Source organism: Pseudomonas sp. LPB4.O, assembly GCF_038383825.1.
Taxonomy (GTDB): domain Bacteria; phylum Pseudomonadota; class Gammaproteobacteria; order Pseudomonadales; family Pseudomonadaceae; genus Aquipseudomonas; species Aquipseudomonas putida.
In genome coordinates, this window is record NZ_CP151298.1 from 5,645,875 (window position 1) to 5,662,772 (window position 16,898).

Here is a 16,898-nt window from a genome sequence, read left to right on the forward strand (position 1 = left end):
TCGGCACCGACGCCCCCTGGCGTTCCCCTCCGTTTCCCGGATGTGCAGTGAAAGCCCAGCTGGACCGGACGCGATCGCATCCCACCGATGCCCGTCGCGCCAGGCAGAACATCCCAACGGGCCCAGCCCACACGAGAACAGGATCGCCCATGTCCTTTGCTTCCCTCGGTCTCTCCGAGGCTCTTGTCCGCGCTATCGAGGCTGCGGGCTATACCCAGCCGACCCCCGTGCAACAGCGGGCGATTCCCGCCGTGTTGCAAGGCCGCGACCTGATGGTTGCCGCACAGACAGGTACTGGTAAAACCGGCGGCTTCGCCCTGCCGATTCTCGAGCGCCTGTTCCCGGCCGGCCACCCCGACAAGTCGCAGCGTCACGGCCCGCGCCAACCGCGCGTGCTCGTCCTGACCCCGACCCGCGAGCTGGCAGCCCAGGTGCACGACAGCTTCAAGGTCTATGCCCGTGACCTGCCACTGGTCAGCGCCTGCATCTTTGGCGGCGTTGGCATGAACCCGCAGGTCCAGGCGATTGCCAAAGGCGTTGACGTGCTGGTTGCCTGCCCGGGCCGCCTGCTCGACCTGGCCGGCCAAGGCAAGGTCGACCTGGCCCACGTGGAAATCCTGGTGCTCGACGAAGCCGACCGCATGCTCGACATGGGCTTCATCCACGACGTCAAGAAGGTACTGGCACGCCTGCCATCCAAGCGCCAGAACCTGCTGTTCTCGGCCACCTTCTCCAAGGACATCACCGACCTCGCCGACAAGCTCCTGCACAACCCGGAGCGTATCGAGGTGACACCGCCGAACACCACCGTCGAGCGTATCGAGCAGCGCGTCTACCGCCTGCCCGCCAGCCACAAGCGTGCGCTGCTGGCACACCTGATCACCCTGGGTGCCTGGGAACAGGTATTGGTGTTCACCCGTACCAAGCACGGCGCCAACCGCCTGGCCGAGTACCTTGAAAAACAAGGCCTGACCGCCGCCGCGATTCACGGCAACAAGAGCCAGAACGCCCGCACCAAGGCCCTGGCCGACTTCAAGGCCAACAGCGTGCGCGTACTGGTCGCCACCGACATCGCCGCCCGCGGCCTGGACATCGACCAGTTGCCCCACGTGGTCAACTTCGAGCTGCCGAATGTCGAGGAAGATTACGTACACCGTATCGGTCGTACTGGCCGCGCCGGTCGTTCGGGCGAGGCCATTTCGCTGGTCGCACCGGATGAAGAAAAGCTGCTCAAGAGCATCGAGCGGGTAACCCGGCAGAAGATCGCGGACGGCGACCTGATGGGCTTTGACGCCAGCCAGGTGGAAGCCGAGAAACCCGAAGTACGCGAGCGCCCGCAGGGCAACGGCCGTGGCGGTCGCAACCAGCAGGCCCGTGGCGAAGGGGGTAAAGACTCCAACGGCGGCCGCAAGGACAAAGGCAAGGATAAAGGCAGGGCCAAGCCACAGGCTGCCGACAAGCCGGCCGACAAGGAAAAGAGCGGCGACAAGCAACAGCAGCCGCGTAAACCGCGTGACAAAAAGCCGCGCCAGCCACAGCAGCAGGCCAGCAGCGAGCCTAAAGCACAGGGTAACCGCGACCCGGAAGTATTCCTGGACGACGACGTCGACAACTTCGGCAACCGTGCCGACTATGTCAGCCCGTACCAAGGCAAGAACCAGGGCCGCAATCGCCGCCCAGGCGGTGGTGCTGGCCAAGCCCAGGGTACCGGCCAACGCAGCAACACCGGGGGCCAGGGCCAGGCTCGCAGTGGCGGCCAGCAACGCAATGGTGGCAGTGCCGGCGGCGAAAAACGCCCGCCCCGCGCCAACAACGGTGGCGGTGCCCGTCGTGATGGCGGCGGTGGCCGTGGTCGCCCGAACCGTGACGATTCTGCCCGGCAAGAGCCGGCCGTGAGCAACCAGCGCCAGCCGGAAAAACAGCCAGTGATCATCCGCAAGGAATCCAAACTCGACCGTTTCCCGACACCTGAGCAACTGGATGACCTGCCAAGCCGCCCGCGCGGTGAGCGCCCGGCGCTACTGACCCGCAAGGGCTGATAGAAAGCATGAGGGGGCCGCTTTGCGGCCCGTTCGCGGCACAAGGCCGCTCCTACAGGTATTGCGCAGATTTTACATACTGCGCAATACCTGTAGGAGCGGCCTTGTGCCGCGAACGGGCTGCGAAGCAGCCCCCTCGGTCTTTCACTTAAAGCAGATTACTTCTGCTTCACACCTTCAACACTGATATCCAGGTCCAGGGTCTGCGAAGTCGCGCCTGGGCCCTTGATGCCGAAGTCGTTCAGGTTGAGGGTAGTGGTGGCGTTGAAACCAGCGCGCTCACCGCCCCATGGGTCCTTGCCTTCACCGTTGAAGGTAGCCTTGAAGGTGACCGGCTTGGTCACGCCGTGCAGGGTCAGGTCGCCGGTCACGTCAGCAGTCTTTTCGCCAGTCGACTTGACGGCGGTGGAGACGAACTTGGCTTCAGGGTACTTCTTCACGTCGAGGAAATCGGCGCTGGCAATGTGCTTGTCACGCTCGGCGTGGTTCGACCACAGGCTGGCGGTTTTCAGGTCGACGCTGATCTTGCTGGCTTCTGGCTTGGCGCTGTCCCAAGTGAAGTTGCCGTCGAAGTCCTTGAAGGTACCGTGGATGAAGCTGTAGCCCAGGTGGCTGATTTTCCAGTCGACGAACGCGTGCTGGCCTTCCTTGTCGATCTTGTACTCGGCAGCCATGACCTGGCCGGCGGAAAGCAGAGCGGTACCGAGCGCCAGAGCGGCAAAAGTCTTTTTCAACATCCTTATTTCCTTCCTATGCAATTGTGGTGGAGAGTCAAGCTTTGCGGCCCAACATTCGAGTCAGGGTCGCGTCACGGTCGATGAAATGGTGCTTGAGCGCTGCCAGGGCATGCAGCACGGCAAAAATCACCAGGCCCCAGGCCAGCCAAAGATGAATCACACCCGCAACATCTGCCTGGTCAGGCAGGTCGCTGATCAGTGCCGGCACTTCGAACAGGCCAAACACCGGAATGCCGACGCCGTCGGCGGTAGAAATCAGGTATCCGGCAGCCATTACCGCAAACAGACCCAGGTACAGGGCCAGGTGGCCAAGCTTGGCCGCCAGGCGTGTGACTGCGCCATGGTTGGCGGGGGCCGGTGGTGGCGGGCTGATGAAACGCCAGACTACCCGCAGCAGCATCACCGCCAGCAACACCAGGCCGATGCTTTTGTGCAGGTCCGGGCCGGCTTTGCGCCAAGGGCTGTAATAGTCGAGGCCGACCATCCACAGGCCCAGGCCGAACAGGCCGAAGACTGCCAGCGCCACGCCCCAGTGCAGGATGATGCTGACCACGCCGTAGCGAGAAGGTGAATTGCGCAGTTGCATGTTGGCGTGTATCCCCGTGAAAGCTGTGCACAGACTAACGCGTAACGTATCGAAGAAAAGCGGAAAAAGTTGCTTCGGTTTATCGAGAAATCCGATATGTATTCTGTAAGCTTGCCATTAAGGAAACATTAACGATAGTCGGGGAAGTAGAGGATGCCAGTACAGGCCTCTTCGCAGCACAAGGCTGCTCCTACAGGGGTATGCGGTGCCTGTAGGAGCAGCCTTGTGCTGCGAAGAGGCCGGCACTGTCGATCAATCAGCCAGCCTTGGCCTGGCTACTGGCCACAGGTTTCTTGGTCGGCTCGGATTTGGCAGTTGCCTTCTTCGTTTCGGCCGGCTTGCGCGCCGGCGCATGCTTGGCCGGGGCAGCCTTGGTTGCCGCAGGCTTGGCTGCCGCTTCCTTGGTGACAGGTGCAGGCGCTGCCGGAGCTGGCGCGGCCTGGGGAGCAGGCGCAGGTGCCGGCGCCACTTCCTCTGCCTTGGCGATTGGCTCAGCCTTCACCTCTGGCGTATCCGCCCCGCCAAACAGGCGTTTGAAGAAACCTGGCTTGTCCTGCCTGGACTCTTCGGCCTGCTTCGGCTCAGCCTTGACCGGCGGTTTGTCAGCCTTGTCGGCCTTGTCGGACGAACCACCAAACATATTGGAGAAGAACCCGCCCTTGCTGTCCTTGGCCGCAGCTGCACCTGCTGCAGCTGCCGCCGCAACCGGCACCGCCTTGGCGGGGTCGAACGACTTCCCGGCCAACAGGTCCTGTGCTTGGCTGGCCGCACGCTGGCCACTGCGCAGGGCGCCTTCCAGTGTGCCCGGGTACAGGGCATCGGTGTGTTCACCGGCAAAGGTGATGCGCTGCACCGGGCGCTCCCACAGGCGCCAGTATTTGCTGATCTGCCCCGGGCCATAGGCCAGGTAAGCGCCGCCGGTACCGGCGTCAGTGCTGTAGCGCTTGACCTCGTAACCGGTGAAGGCACCACGGGCCTGCGGGTAGAACGCATGCAGGCGGATCAGCACCTGATCGACCATCTGCTTGTCGCCGAACGCCTGCAGCAGGCGGGCGTTGTCACCGGAAAGGTTGATCACCACGTTGGCGCCGCCCTTGAGCGCAGGCTCGATCCACAGCATGCCGAGGCCGGCGTTACTGAAGATTTCGCCCGACATGCGCGCGCGGCTTTCCCACACGGGCTTCTTGAACTTGAGCATCAGCTGGTCGCGCCAGCCATAGTTGGTGCCTCTGAGCGCCGCCACGTGCTGGGTGTCCAGGCCCGGGGTCATCTGGATCTTGGCCAGGGCACGCAGCGGCACGGCCATGACCAGGTAATCAGCCTGGTAGCCGACGCTGCCGACTTTTACCGTTACGCCATCCTTGTCCTGGACGATGGCGGTGACCGGCGAGCTGGTCTTGATGGTCTTCAGCTGCTTGACGAAGGCCTGGGCCAGCACCGGGCTGCCACCGGGCAGGCGCGCGGCACGCAGGTCACGGTCGCTGACACCGCGGTACACACGGTTCTGCTGGGCGAAATACAGCAGCGAGAGGCGCGACGGTTCATCGTAACGGGTACGGATCTGCTGGTTGACCAACTGACGGGCGGTGGCAGGCAGTTGCAGTTTGTCCAGCCAGGTGGAGACGTTGATCTGGTCGAGGGCGAACAGCGTGCTGGTTGCCTGCGGGTTCAGCGGGTCATCGATCGAACGGGCCAGGTCATCGAGGGTTTTCTCGTAGCGCTTGAGCGCTTCGGCGGTAGCCGGTTGCTTGGTGGCCAGGTCGGCGGCGCTGAAGTACTCACCGTCGATCAGGTAACCGGGTGTACGCACGAACTCCGGTGCCGGCAGTGTTTCAAGCTTGAAACGGTCAAGGTACTGGTTGAGCACCGGTTGCGCCTTGGCATTGCCGATCCACTCGCTGGTGGCCAGGCCAGAACGCCCGCCCATGCCCGACTTGGCTTCCAGCAGGGTCACCTGCCAGCCTTTGTTTTGCAGCTCGTACGCTGCCGTCAGGCCCGCCAGGCCGCCACCCACGACAATCGCCGTGGGCGTCTTGTCCTTAGCCAGCGCGGCGCCGCTGGAGACACCAATCAATACCAACGCGCACAGGCGCACCCAAGCAGCAGCCATGTCGGCGGACTCCGAGTCAGAGGTTACAAACGGGGAGAGGCAGGAATGCCCCGGGACGATGCGTTAAGAATACGTCAGGTCCGACCACCCTGCCAGCGCAGTGACATCAAGTCCTTTTGGCAACTGACATTTTTGCCAGTAGCCATGTCACACGGCGGCAGGCGAAGCTGGCGAAACTGGCCAGAAGCCCCGCCAGGAGGGCATGCGCATGATCTTCGAGGAGCACTTCCAACACGTCGAACGGCAGCTTCTGTGGCACAAAAAGACGCTGCATACAGCCTCCGGCCTGAGTATCCGCTCCAACAGCACCTCATGGACCGGCTTTCATGAAGCGTTCAGGGGTGAAGACGGTACCGAACTGGTCATCGGGGAACACAGCGACGTGGAAATCGTGTTCGCCCAGGAAGTCGAGTGCCTGCGCCTGGAATACTACGTAGTCAGCGACTTTCTCTGCGACGACCTGCACATGCTGTTCGATGCTGAAAGAGTAGATTGCGACCTGGCCACCCCGATACCGCGCAACTTCTACTGGCTCACCGTGGAAGGCAGCGGGTTTCGCGACCTGCGCCCTGGCCCCATCGCCACGAACCCCTACCACCAGGTGATCGACGGCCCCTTCCGCCGCCTGACCATCTCCACTTCGCAGGCCGGTACCGTGCACATCCGGCGGCTCGAATGGACCGGCACCCACCGCCATTGAAAGGCAGCGGTTGTCCTGCCTTGCCGCATTGCTTAGGCTTACGCGGTCGAACCACGCCGCAAAGCCAGGAGAAGTGCCCATGGGCCTCAATGATCAGTGGATGCAACGCGACCTCAAGGTTCTGTGGCACCCCTGCACCCAGATGAAAGACCACGAGCAGCTGCCGCTGATCCCGATCAAGCGCGGCGAAGGCGTGTGGCTGGAGGACTTCGAAGGCAAACGCTACCTGGACGCGGTGAGCAGTTGGTGGGTCAATGTGTTCGGCCACGCCAACCCGCGCATCAACCAGCGCATCAAGGACCAGGTCGACCAACTGGAGCACGTGATCCTGGCCGGTTTCAGCCATCAGCCGGTCATCGAGCTGTCCGAGCGCCTGGTGGCCATGACCCCGGCCGGTCTCGACCGGGTGTTCTACGCCGACAACGGCTCGTCCTGCATCGAAGTGGCGCTGAAGATGAGCTTCCACTACTGGCAGAACGTCGGCAAACCGGACAAGAAGCGCTTCGTCACCCTGACCAACAGCTACCACGGCGAAACCATCGCCGCCATGTCGGTAGGTGATGTGCCGCTGTTCACCGAAACCTACAAGGCGTTGCTGCTGGACACGATCAAGGTGCCTAGCCCCGACTGCTACCTGCGCCCAGAGGGCATGAGCTGGGAAGAGCACTCGCGCAACATGTTCGCCGCCATGGAGCAGACCTTGGCCGAGCACCACGCCTCGATCAGCGCCGTGATCGTCGAGCCGCTGATCCAGGGTGCCGGCGGCATGCGCATGTACCACCCGGTGTACCTCAAGCTGCTGCGCGAGGCCTGCGACCGCTACGACGTGCACCTGATCCACGATGAAATTGCCGTGGGCTTTGGCCGTACCGGCACGATGTTCGCCTGCGAACAGGCCGGCATCCGGCCAGACTTCCTGTGCCTGTCCAAGGCCCTGACCGGTGGCTACCTGCCGCTGGCCGCCTGCCTGACCACCGACAAGGTCTACCAGGCGTTCTATGACGACTACCCGACCCTGCGCGCGTTCCTGCACTCGCACAGCTACACCGGCAACCCGCTGGCGTGCGCTGCGGCGCTGGCGACCCTGGACATTTTCCAGCAAGACAACGTGATCGAGGCCAACAAGGCCCTGGCCACGCGCATGGCCACCGCCACTGCGCACCTGGCCGATCATGCTCACGTTGCCGAAATCCGCCAGACCGGCATGGCCTTGGCCATCGAGGTGGTCAAGGACAAAGCTGGCAAGGTGGCCTACCCCTGGCAGGAGCGACGTGGCCTGAAGGTGTTCGAACACGCCCTGACCCGCGGCGCCCTGCTACGGCCGTTGGGCAGCGTGGTGTACTTCCTGCCGCCGTACGTGATCACCCCGGAGCAGATCGACTTCCTTGCAGAAGTTGCCAGCGAAGGCATCGACATCGCCACCCGCGACAGCGTCAGTGTTGCCGTGCCGGCCAACTTCCACCCCGACTTCCGCGACCCGGGCTAGGCCCGGCAATTCGCCACACCACTTTTCCTGTGGGAGCGGGCGTGCCCGCGAACAAGGGCGAAGCCCTTGCCAGGCACCGCAGCGCCTGATTCGCGGCGGTTCGACGCATCGACACGCCCGCTCCCACAGGGAATCTGTGTCTCTCTATTTACCGAGCAAACCCATGAGACTTTCCCGCTTCTTCATCGACGCCCCCCTGAGCCTTGGCGAGCACGACCTGCCCGAAGCCCAGGCCCACTACATCGGCCGCGTACTGCGCATGGCCCCCGGCGACGCCGTGCAGCTGTTCGACGGCAGCGGCCAGGAATACCTCGGCCAATTGCTTGAAGTGGGCAAGAAAACCGTACGCGTCAGCCTCGGCCGGGCCCTCGCCGGCCAGGCCGATTCACCGTTGCACGTGCACCTCGGCCAGGGCCTGTCCCGTGGCGAGCGCATGGACTGGGCGATCCAGAAAGCCACCGAGCTTGGCGCCAACGAGATCACCCCGATCGTCAGCGAACGCTGCGAAGTGCGGTTGAAAGACGAGCGCGCCGACAAGCGCCTGGCCCACTGGCGCCAAGTGGCGATCAGCGCCTGCGAACAATGCGGCCGCTCCACCTTGCCGGTCATCCATCCACCCGTGACCATGGCCGAATGGCTGGGCAGCACCCAGGCGGACCTGAAACTGGTCCTGCACCCGGTGGCCGAGCCGCTTACCAGCCACGAAAAACCTGCGACCCTGGCGTTTCTGATCGGCCCCGAAGGCGGCCTGAGCGAGGCCGAAGTCGAGCAGGCCAAAGCGTCCGGCTTCCACGCCGCCCGCCTTGGGCCACGGGTGCTGCGCACCGAAACTGCGCCAGTGGTGGCGCTGTCGGTGGCACAGCAATTGTGGGGGGATTTTTAACTAGAGCACGTAGAACGACACCGCCACGAAGTGCAGCAGGCTGCCGGTAATCACGAACAGGTGCCAAATGCCGTGCGCGTGGCGCAAACGGCTGTCGAGCGCGAAGAAGATGATGCCCACGGTGTAGAACACCCCGCCGGCGGCCAGCCAGGCAAAGCCGACGCCGCCCAGCGAGTGCAGCAACGGCTTCACTGCCACCAGCACGATCCAGCCCATCACGGCATAAATGATGATAGACAGGACCCGCGCTTCGGAGCGCGGCTTGATCTCCTGCAACATGCCGATCACCGCCAGCCCCCAGACCACGCCGAACAGGCTCCAGCCCCAGGGGCCACGCAGGCTGACGAGACAGAAGGGCGTGTAGCTACCGGCGATCAGCAGGTAGATCGACAGGTGATCGAGCTTGCGCATGATCACCTTCGCCCGCCCGCGGGTGCTGTGGTACAGGGTGGAGATGCTGTACAGCAACAGCAGCGTACCGCCGTAGATGGAGAAACTGACGATCTTCCACGGGTCGCCTTGCAGGCCCGCGACCACGATCAGCCAGATGGCACCGATACAGGCCAGGACAGCACCGACCAGGTGGGTCCAGGCGTTGAAGCGTTCACCGTAATACATGCAAACACAGACCTCTTCAGGTGGGCTGGGTTCCTGATGTGATGCTGATGGCCTCACCCGGTGTCGATTTCAAGGTAAACACAAGCCCTGTAGGAGCAGCCTTGTGCTGCGAAGAGGCCATAGCAGCCGAAGATGACCTTCAGCCTTACCGGCCTCTTCGCAGCACAAGGCTGCTCCTACAGGGTGTTGCGGTAGCCCGATTCCCACATCCAGACGACTACGCCCTGTGCCTTACATCCTACCCAAGGTCAGGTTGCAGATCCGCGTCACGCACCAGCCTTTCCAAGGCAACCAGGTCCGGCACCCGGGCCACCTGCTCGCCCACCTGCACCGCCGCCAGCTCCAGCCTGCCCAGCGCCACATCCACGTAGTTCAGCTGGCTGTCGAGCTTGCACGAGCGCGGGATGTCTTGCAGCAACAGCGCCAGGTAGCGCAGGCCGGTATCACCCAGTGCATTGAGCACCACCACCCGGGCCCGCTCACCGCACGGTGTTTCCCCACCGCACGCCGCCTCGAAGCCGATCAGCGGCAGGCGTTGCTGCCGCCAGTCGATCCAGCCCAGGTGCCAGGCGGGGTCGCCGGGCTGGCACACCAGGTTGCGCTGGCCGCTCAGCTCGGCCACCGCCACGTTGGGCAGCACCAGGGTACGGTCACCCAATGGCAGCAACAGCCCGGTCAGGCTGCTGCGCTGGCCGGAGATCAGTTCAAGCATGGGTTTGGCTCCAGTGGGCAATGCTCTGCAACAGCAGAGACTCCTGGTACGGCTTGCCCAGGTATTCGTTGACGCCGATGGCCATGGCACGGTCGCGGTGCTTCTGCCCGGTGCGCGAAGTGATCATGATGATCGGCAGGTCCTTCAGCCGCTCGTCACGGCGAATGCGCGTGGCCACCTCGAAGCCGTCCATGCGTGGCATTTCGATGTCCAGCAGCAACACGTCGGGGCGGTGCTCTGCCAGCAGGGCCATGGCATCGACCCCGTCCTTGGCCGTCAGCACGCTCATGCCGTGGCGCTCCAGCAGGCGGCTGGTAACTTTGCGCACGGTTACCGAATCGTCCACCACCATCACCAGTAACGCACGCCGCGGCGCGGGGCCGAGCAGCTGGCGCTGGGTGCCGCCGCCGGGCAAGCGGGCCAGGCGCCGCTGCTGGCCGCGCAACTGGCCAAGCAGGTCGAGAATCAGCACGACCCGGCCATCGCCCAGCAACGTCGCCCCCGACAACCCGGCAACCGCAGCAAACTGTGGCCCCAGGCTCTTCACCACAATCTCGCGGCTGGGCGACAGGCTGTCGGCCTGGATGGCGAACGACTGCTCCTTGGAATGCACCAGCAGCACCGGCAACGGCACGCTCTGCCCCAGCAGCGCGGGGCGCGGCAGGCCTTGCAGCAACTCGCCCAGGTAGCGCAGCTCGTATTCGTGGCCGGCGTAGACATAGCGGGGCGTGTCCAGCTGATAACAAGCCGCCAGCTCTGCCGGCGGTACGCGGACGATGCCCTCGATGGTGTTGAGCGGGATGGCGTATTGCTCTTCGCCCAAGTGCACCATCAGCACACGGTTGATCGATACGGTGAACGGCAGCCGGATCAAGAAGCGCGCACCCTTGCCCTGGGCCGACTCGATGCTCATCGAGCCACCCAGCTGCTTGACCTCCTCGTGCACCACGTCCATGCCCAGGCCGCGCCCGGATATCTGGGTGATCTTCTCGGCGGTGGAAAAGCCCGGGCGCAGGATGAACTGCAGGATCTCGTGATCGCTCAAGTCCGCCTGCGGGTCCAGCAGGCCGCGCTTGATGGCCTTGCGCCGCACCGCGTCCAGGGGCACACCGGCACCGTCGTCAATCATTTCGATAACGATATCGGCGCCTTCGTGCAGCAAATTCAGGTGGATGGTGCCCTGCTCCGGCTTGCCAGCGGCCAGCCGCGCTTCGCGGCTTTCCAGGCCATGGTCCACTGCGTTGCGCAGCATGTGCTCCAGCGGCGCCACCATACGTTCGAGCACACTGCGGTCCAGTTCGCCTTCGGCGTTGCCGACCACCAGTTCCACCTGCTTGCCCAGCTCGCTGGCCACCTGCCGCACCACACGCTGCAGGCGTGGCACCAGGCGTTCGAAGGGCACCATCAGGGTGGCGGTCAGGCCTTCCTGCAACTGGCTGTTCACCCGCGCCTGCTGCTGCAGCAGGCTGTAGGCCTCCTGGGCACGCTGGGCCAGGGTTTCCTTCAGGTCGAGCAAGTCCGAGGCAGACTCGAACAAGGCCCGCGACAGTTGCTGCAACTGCGAGTGGCGGTCCATTTCCAGGGGGTCGAAGTCATCATAGGCATCGCTTTCGAACGGCTGGCGGCTGGAGATCCGCCCCTGGGTCTCGATGTCCAGGCGCAGCAACTGGTCGCGCATACGCTCCAGGGTGGTTTCCATCTCGTTGAGGGTGAACTGCGCATCGTTGACCTGCTGCTCGATGCGCCCACGGATGATCGAGTGTTCGCCGGCCAGGTTGCCCAGGTCATCGAGCAACTCGGCGTCAACCTTGACCATGTCGCCTGGCGCCCGCTCTGGCGCTGTCGCCGGCACCTCGCTGGCGGCGGCTTCGACCGGCCCTTGGCCGGCTGCACTGTCGGTCAGGGCTGCGCTGCTGAAGTTACGGATATAGTCGATCAGCGCCGTGGCAGCATGCAATGGCTGCCCCAGGCGCACGGCATCAAGCATGTGCGCCAGGCGGTCATGGCAGTTCTGCAGCAACGCGAACAGTGGCGGGCTCGGCGGCAAACGCCCGGCAGCCAGCAGCTCGTAGAGAAACTCCAGTTCGTGGGCCAAATCTCCGATCGGGGCAATTTCGACCATGCGCGCCACGCCCTTGAGGGTGTGCAGATCGCGCATCAGGTTGTCCACCTCGACGCTGCTGCGCGGGTCGGCCTGCCAGCGTGCCAGGGATGCGGCGGCGCTCTCGACGATGTCCGAGCTTTCTTCGAGGAACACTTCCAGCAGCTCTTCGCCGGGGCTTTCCGGCTCTTCAGGCAGTGGCTCGGCCACCTCTGGCTGCAAAGGGGTGTGCGACAGCCCCAGGGTACCCGTCAGGTCCATGTCCGGGTGCAGCGGGGTGACCGTGTCGATGCCCACCAGGCCGGTGGCATCCGGGGCCAGGGCCTGGTCCAGCAGGTTGCGCAGGCTGTCGACAAGCTCTGGCCGTGACGCGATATCCTGCCCGGCCGCCACTTCGTCGAGCATGTCCAGCAGGGCTTCATGGCCGTGCTGCGCCTGGGCGAAAAAGCGTGCATCGGCGGGCAGGCTGCCCTCTTCTACCGCGCCATACAGGTCCAGCAAGGCCTCGCACACCTCATCCATTTGCCACAAGTCGGCCAGGTGCGCGGCGTGGCCCAGGGTGGTCATCTGGTCGAGCAGTGTATCCAGTGCGTCACGCTGGCCAGGCTGTTGCTGCCAGCGCGACAGCAACGACTCGGCATCGAGCAGAATGTCCATGGCCTGGGCGAGGAAACTGGCAACCAACTGCGGGTCGCGCTTGCTGCGCCGGGGATGCTGCGGTTCGTCATGCACGGTGGCCAGGCGGTTATCTACTGCCTGGCCAACTGTTTCGATCAGCTCCGCTGCGCCAGGGATGGCTGCCAGCGGCGTGCTATCCAGTTGCGCCAGGCCCAGATGGAACAGCGAGCGCGCGGCTTCCAGCCATTCGATCTCGGCCATTTGCAGGGGCAGTTGATGGCCCTTGTATTCACGGGCCAGGCGGTCGAAGGCGGTGGCCAGCTCGGCGACCGGCATCACCCCGGCCATGGCGGCACTGCCTTTGAGCGTGTGCAGGGCACGTTGCAGGCCATCGCTGACCGGCGTGTCATGGCCGTCGGCGCCCTGCAGGAAATCATCGAGGCTGGCCAGGTGGCCCAGCGCCTCACTGCGGAAGATATCCAGCAACTGCGGATCGAGGCCATCGATATGGGCCGCCGCGGGTGCGTCGTTTTCAGCCAAGGCATGCAGGTGCCCCGCCAGTTGTTCGATTTCGGTCAGTTGCGGCAGCTGGCCGGCGGCAAAGTCGGCCAGCAGATCGGGCAGATGGACGAACACCTGTTGCAGGGCCACCACGCCTTCAGGGCTGAGCACACTGCGGCCCTCCAGCACCCGGTTCAGCAAGTGCTCGGCCCCCCAGGCCAGTTCCGCCACCGCCTCGGCATGCACCATGCGGCCACTGCCTTTGAGCGTATGCAGCGCACGGCGCACTTCCCCGAGTACCCCGCGCTGCTGGTTGTCGGCACGCCAGCGCAACCAGTGGCGCTCGATTTCCGGCAGCAACTCGCCCGCTTCTTCGAGGAACACCTCGCGCAGCTCGTCATCGATGCCATCGCCCTCGGCATCCAGGCCCGCGCGGGCGTCCGCCTGCGCACAGTGCACGCCCAACGCCGCCAGGCTGGCACGCGCCATGTCGATGAACGGCTGGCCATCCGCCAGCGGGTCGGCCACCCGCCACTGCAGGTAGCACTCAGCGGCGCTCAGGGCCTCGGCCAGGTGGGTCAGCTCGTCAGCGGGTGGCTCATCCTCCAGGTGCTGCAACCAACGCTGCACATAGCTTGCGCAGCCGGCAATCAGTTCGGCCACGGCGGGCAGCATCAACATGGCCAACGCCCCGCGAACCTGCTGCAACAACCCTGGCAGGGGTTGCAGGCGCTGCCGGGGCCAGTCGGACTCCAGGTAATCGCCGATCAGGTCTTTGCCCTGCTGCAACACGTTCAGCGATTCGTTCAGCACCAACTGGCGTATCTCGGCCAGGTCCGAACCTGGCAGCCCGCCCTGGCCGTTTTCCTCCAGCGGGCCGACCATGCCGTTCAGGGAGGCTTCCACATACAAGAGGGCGCCCGCTACATCCATCAACACCGCGTCGTCTACCGCCCGTTCGCCCTGGGCCAGGGCCTGCAGCGCCAGCACCTGGTCGATGATCACCCGCCGTGGTTGCTGGAAGCCCAGCACAGCCAGGGTGTCGGCCACGTGGCGCAACGGCGCCAGGAGGGCATCGAGCTGCTCGCTGTGCTGACGGTCGCTGCGCACGAACTGGTCGAGGCGCTCCTTTATGCGCATCAGGTCGTCGCACAGCGCGGTCACCACCGAGCGCAGGGCATCGCGGCCAGGCCCGGCCTGTAATTGATCGCGCCAGTTGCCCAGCGACAGGTCGAGGTTGGCCAGGTCGTCGGAGCCGGCAAAGCGCTGCGCAGCACCGCTGATCAGGCTGGCCTGGGCCAGCGGCTCGATGCCACGGCAGGCGCGCAGCTGGTTGAGCAGCGGCAGCATCACCAAGGGCAGGTCGTGGCGTGCACCGCGCAAGCGCTCAAGGTATGAGGGCAATTGCTCCAGGCCGCGGAACAACGCACCCAGGCAATCACCGCGCGGGCTCACCTGGCCGTCGGCCAGAGCCTTGGCGAACAGTTCCAGCTCTTCGGCCAGGCGCGTCGCACCTCGCAGTTCGAGCATGCGCAGGCAGCCGTGCACCTGGTGCAGGTTGTCGACCACGAAGGCCAATATCGACAGGTCGCCGGGCTCGCCGGCAAAACGCTCCAGCGCCTGGCGCGCCTGGCCCAGGCAGTCGAGAATGGCAGCCTTGGTCCAGGCCAGTGCGACCGTGTCGTGGCGCTCGGGGCTTACAGCAGCAGATGCCATGGTCACTTCCTCGGCGCGGCGCCTCACTTGGGCTCGGCAGGTGGTGGCAGGGTGAAACCGGACACCGAACGGCGCATCTCGCTGGCCATGCGGGCCAGGTGGCGGATGCTGTCGGCAGTGGCACCGGAGCCGGCGGAGGTCTGCGCGGTAATCTGCTGGATGACCGCCATGGTGTGGGAGATCTGCCCGGCCGACGAGGTTTGCAGCTGGGCAGCGTCGGAGATGCTGTGGATAAGGTCGGCCAGGTTCTGCGATACCCCTTCGATCTCGGCCAGCGCCACCCCGGCATCCTGGGCCAGGCGCGCGCCGCGCACCACCTCGGCGGTGGTTTGCTCCATGGAGATCACCGCCTCGTTGGTGTCGGCCTGGATGGTGCGCACCAGCGCCTCGATCTGGCGGGTAGCCGATGACGAGCGTTCGGCCAGGCGCTGCACCTCGTCGGCGACCACGGCAAAACCACGGCCAGCCTCACCGGCCAGCGAGGCCTGGATCGCCGCGTTAAGGGCCAGGATGTTGGTCTGATCGGCAATGTCGTCGATCAGGCTGACGATGTCGCCGATTTCCTGGGAAGACTCACCCAGGCGCTTGATCCGCTTGGCGGTGTCCTGGATCTGCTCGCGAATGTTGTCCATACCATTGATGGTGTTGTGCACCACCTCGTTACCCTTGTTGGCGATGGCCACCGAGCGTTCGGCTACCTTGGCCGATTCGTAGGCATGCGCGGACACCCGGTCGATCGACTCGACCATGTCGCCGACGGCCTCGGAGGCCTCGCTGATCTGCTCGGCCTGGTGCTCGGACGCCTTGGCCAGCTGGCGAGCGGTGTTTTGCGTATCCTGCACAGCCGCAGCCACCTGCACGGCGCTGTGGTTGATGGTGGCCACAAGGTCGCGCAGCTGGTCCACGGAATAGTTGATCGAGTCGGCAATGGCGCCGGTAAAGTCTTCGGTTACCGATACGGTCACGGTCAGGTCGCCATCGGCCAGCTCTTCGATTTCGTCGAGCAGGCGCATGATCGCCTGCTGGTTGCGTTCATTCTTTTCCGCCGTTTCGCGCAGCTGGCGGTTGGTGGTGCGCACCATGATCAGGCCGATGAGAATGATCGAGGCCAGCGCCAGCACGCCCAGGGCATAGCCGCCCACAGTATCGAGGGTGCGCCCGCCGGCCAGGTTCTCGAAACCGTTGGCCAGGTGCGACGCTTCGTCGAGCAGGGTTTGCGACAGGCTGAAGATGTTGCCGGCAGCTTCGCGCACGCGGAACAGTTCGGGCGAGGTTTCGATGATTTCATCCACAGAACCGGCGACGAACTGGAACAGTTCGGCGATTTCCGCCAGCCGCGCGCGGGCGTCGGCGTCTTCGACGCGGGTTATCTGGATTGCCGCGTTGCCGCTGAGCATGCCCTCCAGCACCTGGCCAAAGCGCCCGGCATCGCGCCCAAAAGCGTCGGCCGCCTGGGCTGCGGCATCGTCACCGGCCAGCACAGTGTTGACCGAACCGAGGATGCGCTCGGCCAGCAACAGCTGGCGCTGGGCCACCGCCACTTGGTTGGCCGGGGCGCCGCTTTGCAGCAGGATCTCGACCACCTTCTCGTATTCCACCTGCAACTGCGGCACGGTTTCGGCCAGGGTCGCCGCTACCTGGTGCAGCGACAGCACAGTCTGCTCGCTGGCCAGGATGGTGTCGGTGTTCTTGCGCAGGTTTTCCCAGTCGCGGCGTACCGATTCCATCTCGTCACGCACCGTGGGCGGCGCAGGCGGCAGGCCGGTGGACTTGTCACCCTGGCGCAGGTAGCCCCAGCGCCGCTCAAAATCGTTGCGCGCATCCGACAGCAGCTTGAAGGCCAGGGCCTTGCCGGTAGCGGCTTCAGTGGCGTTCTTGGCGATGCGTTGCGACAGCACTCGCAGTTCCCCGGCATGGCCGATGTACTGCTTGTCGTAATTGGATTGGGTGTTCAGGTACGCGAAGTTGGCGAACAACAGGATGATCGACAGGATCAGGATCAAAAACAGCACAGTGATCTGCGCGATGCTGCGGGTACGCGGGCTCACGGTGGTTGCGGTAACGGAGGTGGCAGGCTTGTTCACGTTCGCA

The 16,898-nt window shown here is 64.5% G+C and carries 11 protein-coding genes; 4 read left to right on the forward strand and 7 right to left on the reverse strand.

Going from position 1 to position 16,898, the window contains the following annotated elements; translation table 11 throughout:
• Positions 1 to 149 precede the first annotated feature (149 nt).
• The gene (locus tag MRBLPB4O_RS25550) at positions 150 to 2,039 is read left to right on the forward strand and encodes a DEAD/DEAH box helicase (RefSeq protein WP_341796953.1); all 1,890 of its coding nucleotides are present in this window, start codon (positions 150 to 152) and stop codon (positions 2,037 to 2,039) included.
• A 158-nt stretch (positions 2,040 to 2,197) separates the two neighbouring features.
• Here the strand turns inward: MRBLPB4O_RS25550 and MRBLPB4O_RS25555 are convergent, their stop codons facing one another.
• The 3 genes from MRBLPB4O_RS25555 to MRBLPB4O_RS25565 all read right to left on the reverse strand — a co-directional run bounded on the left by MRBLPB4O_RS25555 (position 2,198) and on the right by MRBLPB4O_RS25565 (position 5,472).
• Entirely contained in the window at positions 2,198 to 2,776 is a 579-nt protein-coding gene (locus MRBLPB4O_RS25555; protein WP_341796954.1) for a YceI family protein, read from the reverse strand.
• Positions 2,777 to 2,810: 34 nt separating this feature from the next.
• The gene (locus tag MRBLPB4O_RS25560; RefSeq protein ID WP_019471547.1) at positions 2,811 to 3,362 is read right to left on the reverse strand and encodes a cytochrome b; all 552 of its coding nucleotides are present in this window, start codon (positions 3,360 to 3,362) and stop codon (positions 2,811 to 2,813) included.
• 256 nt (positions 3,363 to 3,618) lie between these two features.
• Positions 3,619 to 5,472, reverse strand: a complete 1,854-nt coding sequence (locus tag MRBLPB4O_RS25565; protein WP_341796955.1) for a flavin monoamine oxidase family protein — start codon at positions 5,470 to 5,472, stop codon at positions 3,619 to 3,621.
• A 208-nt stretch (positions 5,473 to 5,680) separates the two neighbouring features.
• Here MRBLPB4O_RS25565 and MRBLPB4O_RS25570 point away from each other — a divergent pair, with 208 nt between their 5' ends.
• The 3 genes from MRBLPB4O_RS25570 to MRBLPB4O_RS25580 all read left to right on the forward strand — a co-directional run bounded on the left by MRBLPB4O_RS25570 (position 5,681) and on the right by MRBLPB4O_RS25580 (position 8,541).
• Positions 5,681 to 6,172 carry a hypothetical protein gene (locus tag MRBLPB4O_RS25570; protein ID WP_341798929.1) on the forward strand — a complete coding sequence of 164 codons (492 nt, stop codon included), beginning with the start codon at positions 5,681 to 5,683 and terminating at the stop codon, positions 6,170 to 6,172.
• A 79-nt stretch (positions 6,173 to 6,251) separates the two neighbouring features.
• Positions 6,252 to 7,658, forward strand: coding sequence for an adenosylmethionine--8-amino-7-oxononanoate transaminase (locus tag MRBLPB4O_RS25575; RefSeq protein ID WP_341796956.1), 1,407 nt, complete (start codon positions 6,252 to 6,254; stop codon positions 7,656 to 7,658).
• A gap of 163 nt (positions 7,659 to 7,821) precedes the next feature.
• Positions 7,822 to 8,541, forward strand: a complete 720-nt coding sequence (locus MRBLPB4O_RS25580; RefSeq protein WP_341796957.1) for a 16S rRNA (uracil(1498)-N(3))-methyltransferase — start codon at positions 7,822 to 7,824, stop codon at positions 8,539 to 8,541.
• Here MRBLPB4O_RS25580 and MRBLPB4O_RS25585 read toward each other — a convergent pair whose 3' ends face one another.
• The 4 genes from MRBLPB4O_RS25585 to MRBLPB4O_RS25600 form a co-directional block, all read right to left on the reverse strand.
• Complete coding sequence (locus tag MRBLPB4O_RS25585) at positions 8,542 to 9,159, reverse strand: hemolysin III family protein (RefSeq protein ID WP_341796958.1); 618 nt, start codon at positions 9,157 to 9,159, stop codon at positions 8,542 to 8,544.
• 238 nt (positions 9,160 to 9,397) lie between these two features.
• Positions 9,398 to 9,871: a chemotaxis protein CheW gene (locus tag MRBLPB4O_RS25590; protein WP_016489537.1), complete on the reverse strand. Its 474-nt coding sequence runs from the start codon at positions 9,869 to 9,871 to the stop codon at positions 9,398 to 9,400.
• Positions 9,864 to 14,807: an Hpt domain-containing protein gene (locus MRBLPB4O_RS25595; protein ID WP_341796959.1), complete on the reverse strand. Its 4,944-nt coding sequence runs from the start codon at positions 14,805 to 14,807 to the stop codon at positions 9,864 to 9,866. The genes MRBLPB4O_RS25590 and MRBLPB4O_RS25595 overlap by 8 nt, the downstream gene beginning before the upstream one ends.
• 23 nt (positions 14,808 to 14,830) lie before the next feature.
• The gene (locus MRBLPB4O_RS25600) at positions 14,831 to 16,855 is read right to left on the reverse strand and encodes a methyl-accepting chemotaxis protein (protein WP_341798930.1); all 2,025 of its coding nucleotides are present in this window, start codon (positions 16,853 to 16,855) and stop codon (positions 14,831 to 14,833) included.
• Positions 16,856 to 16,898 lie beyond the last annotated feature (43 nt).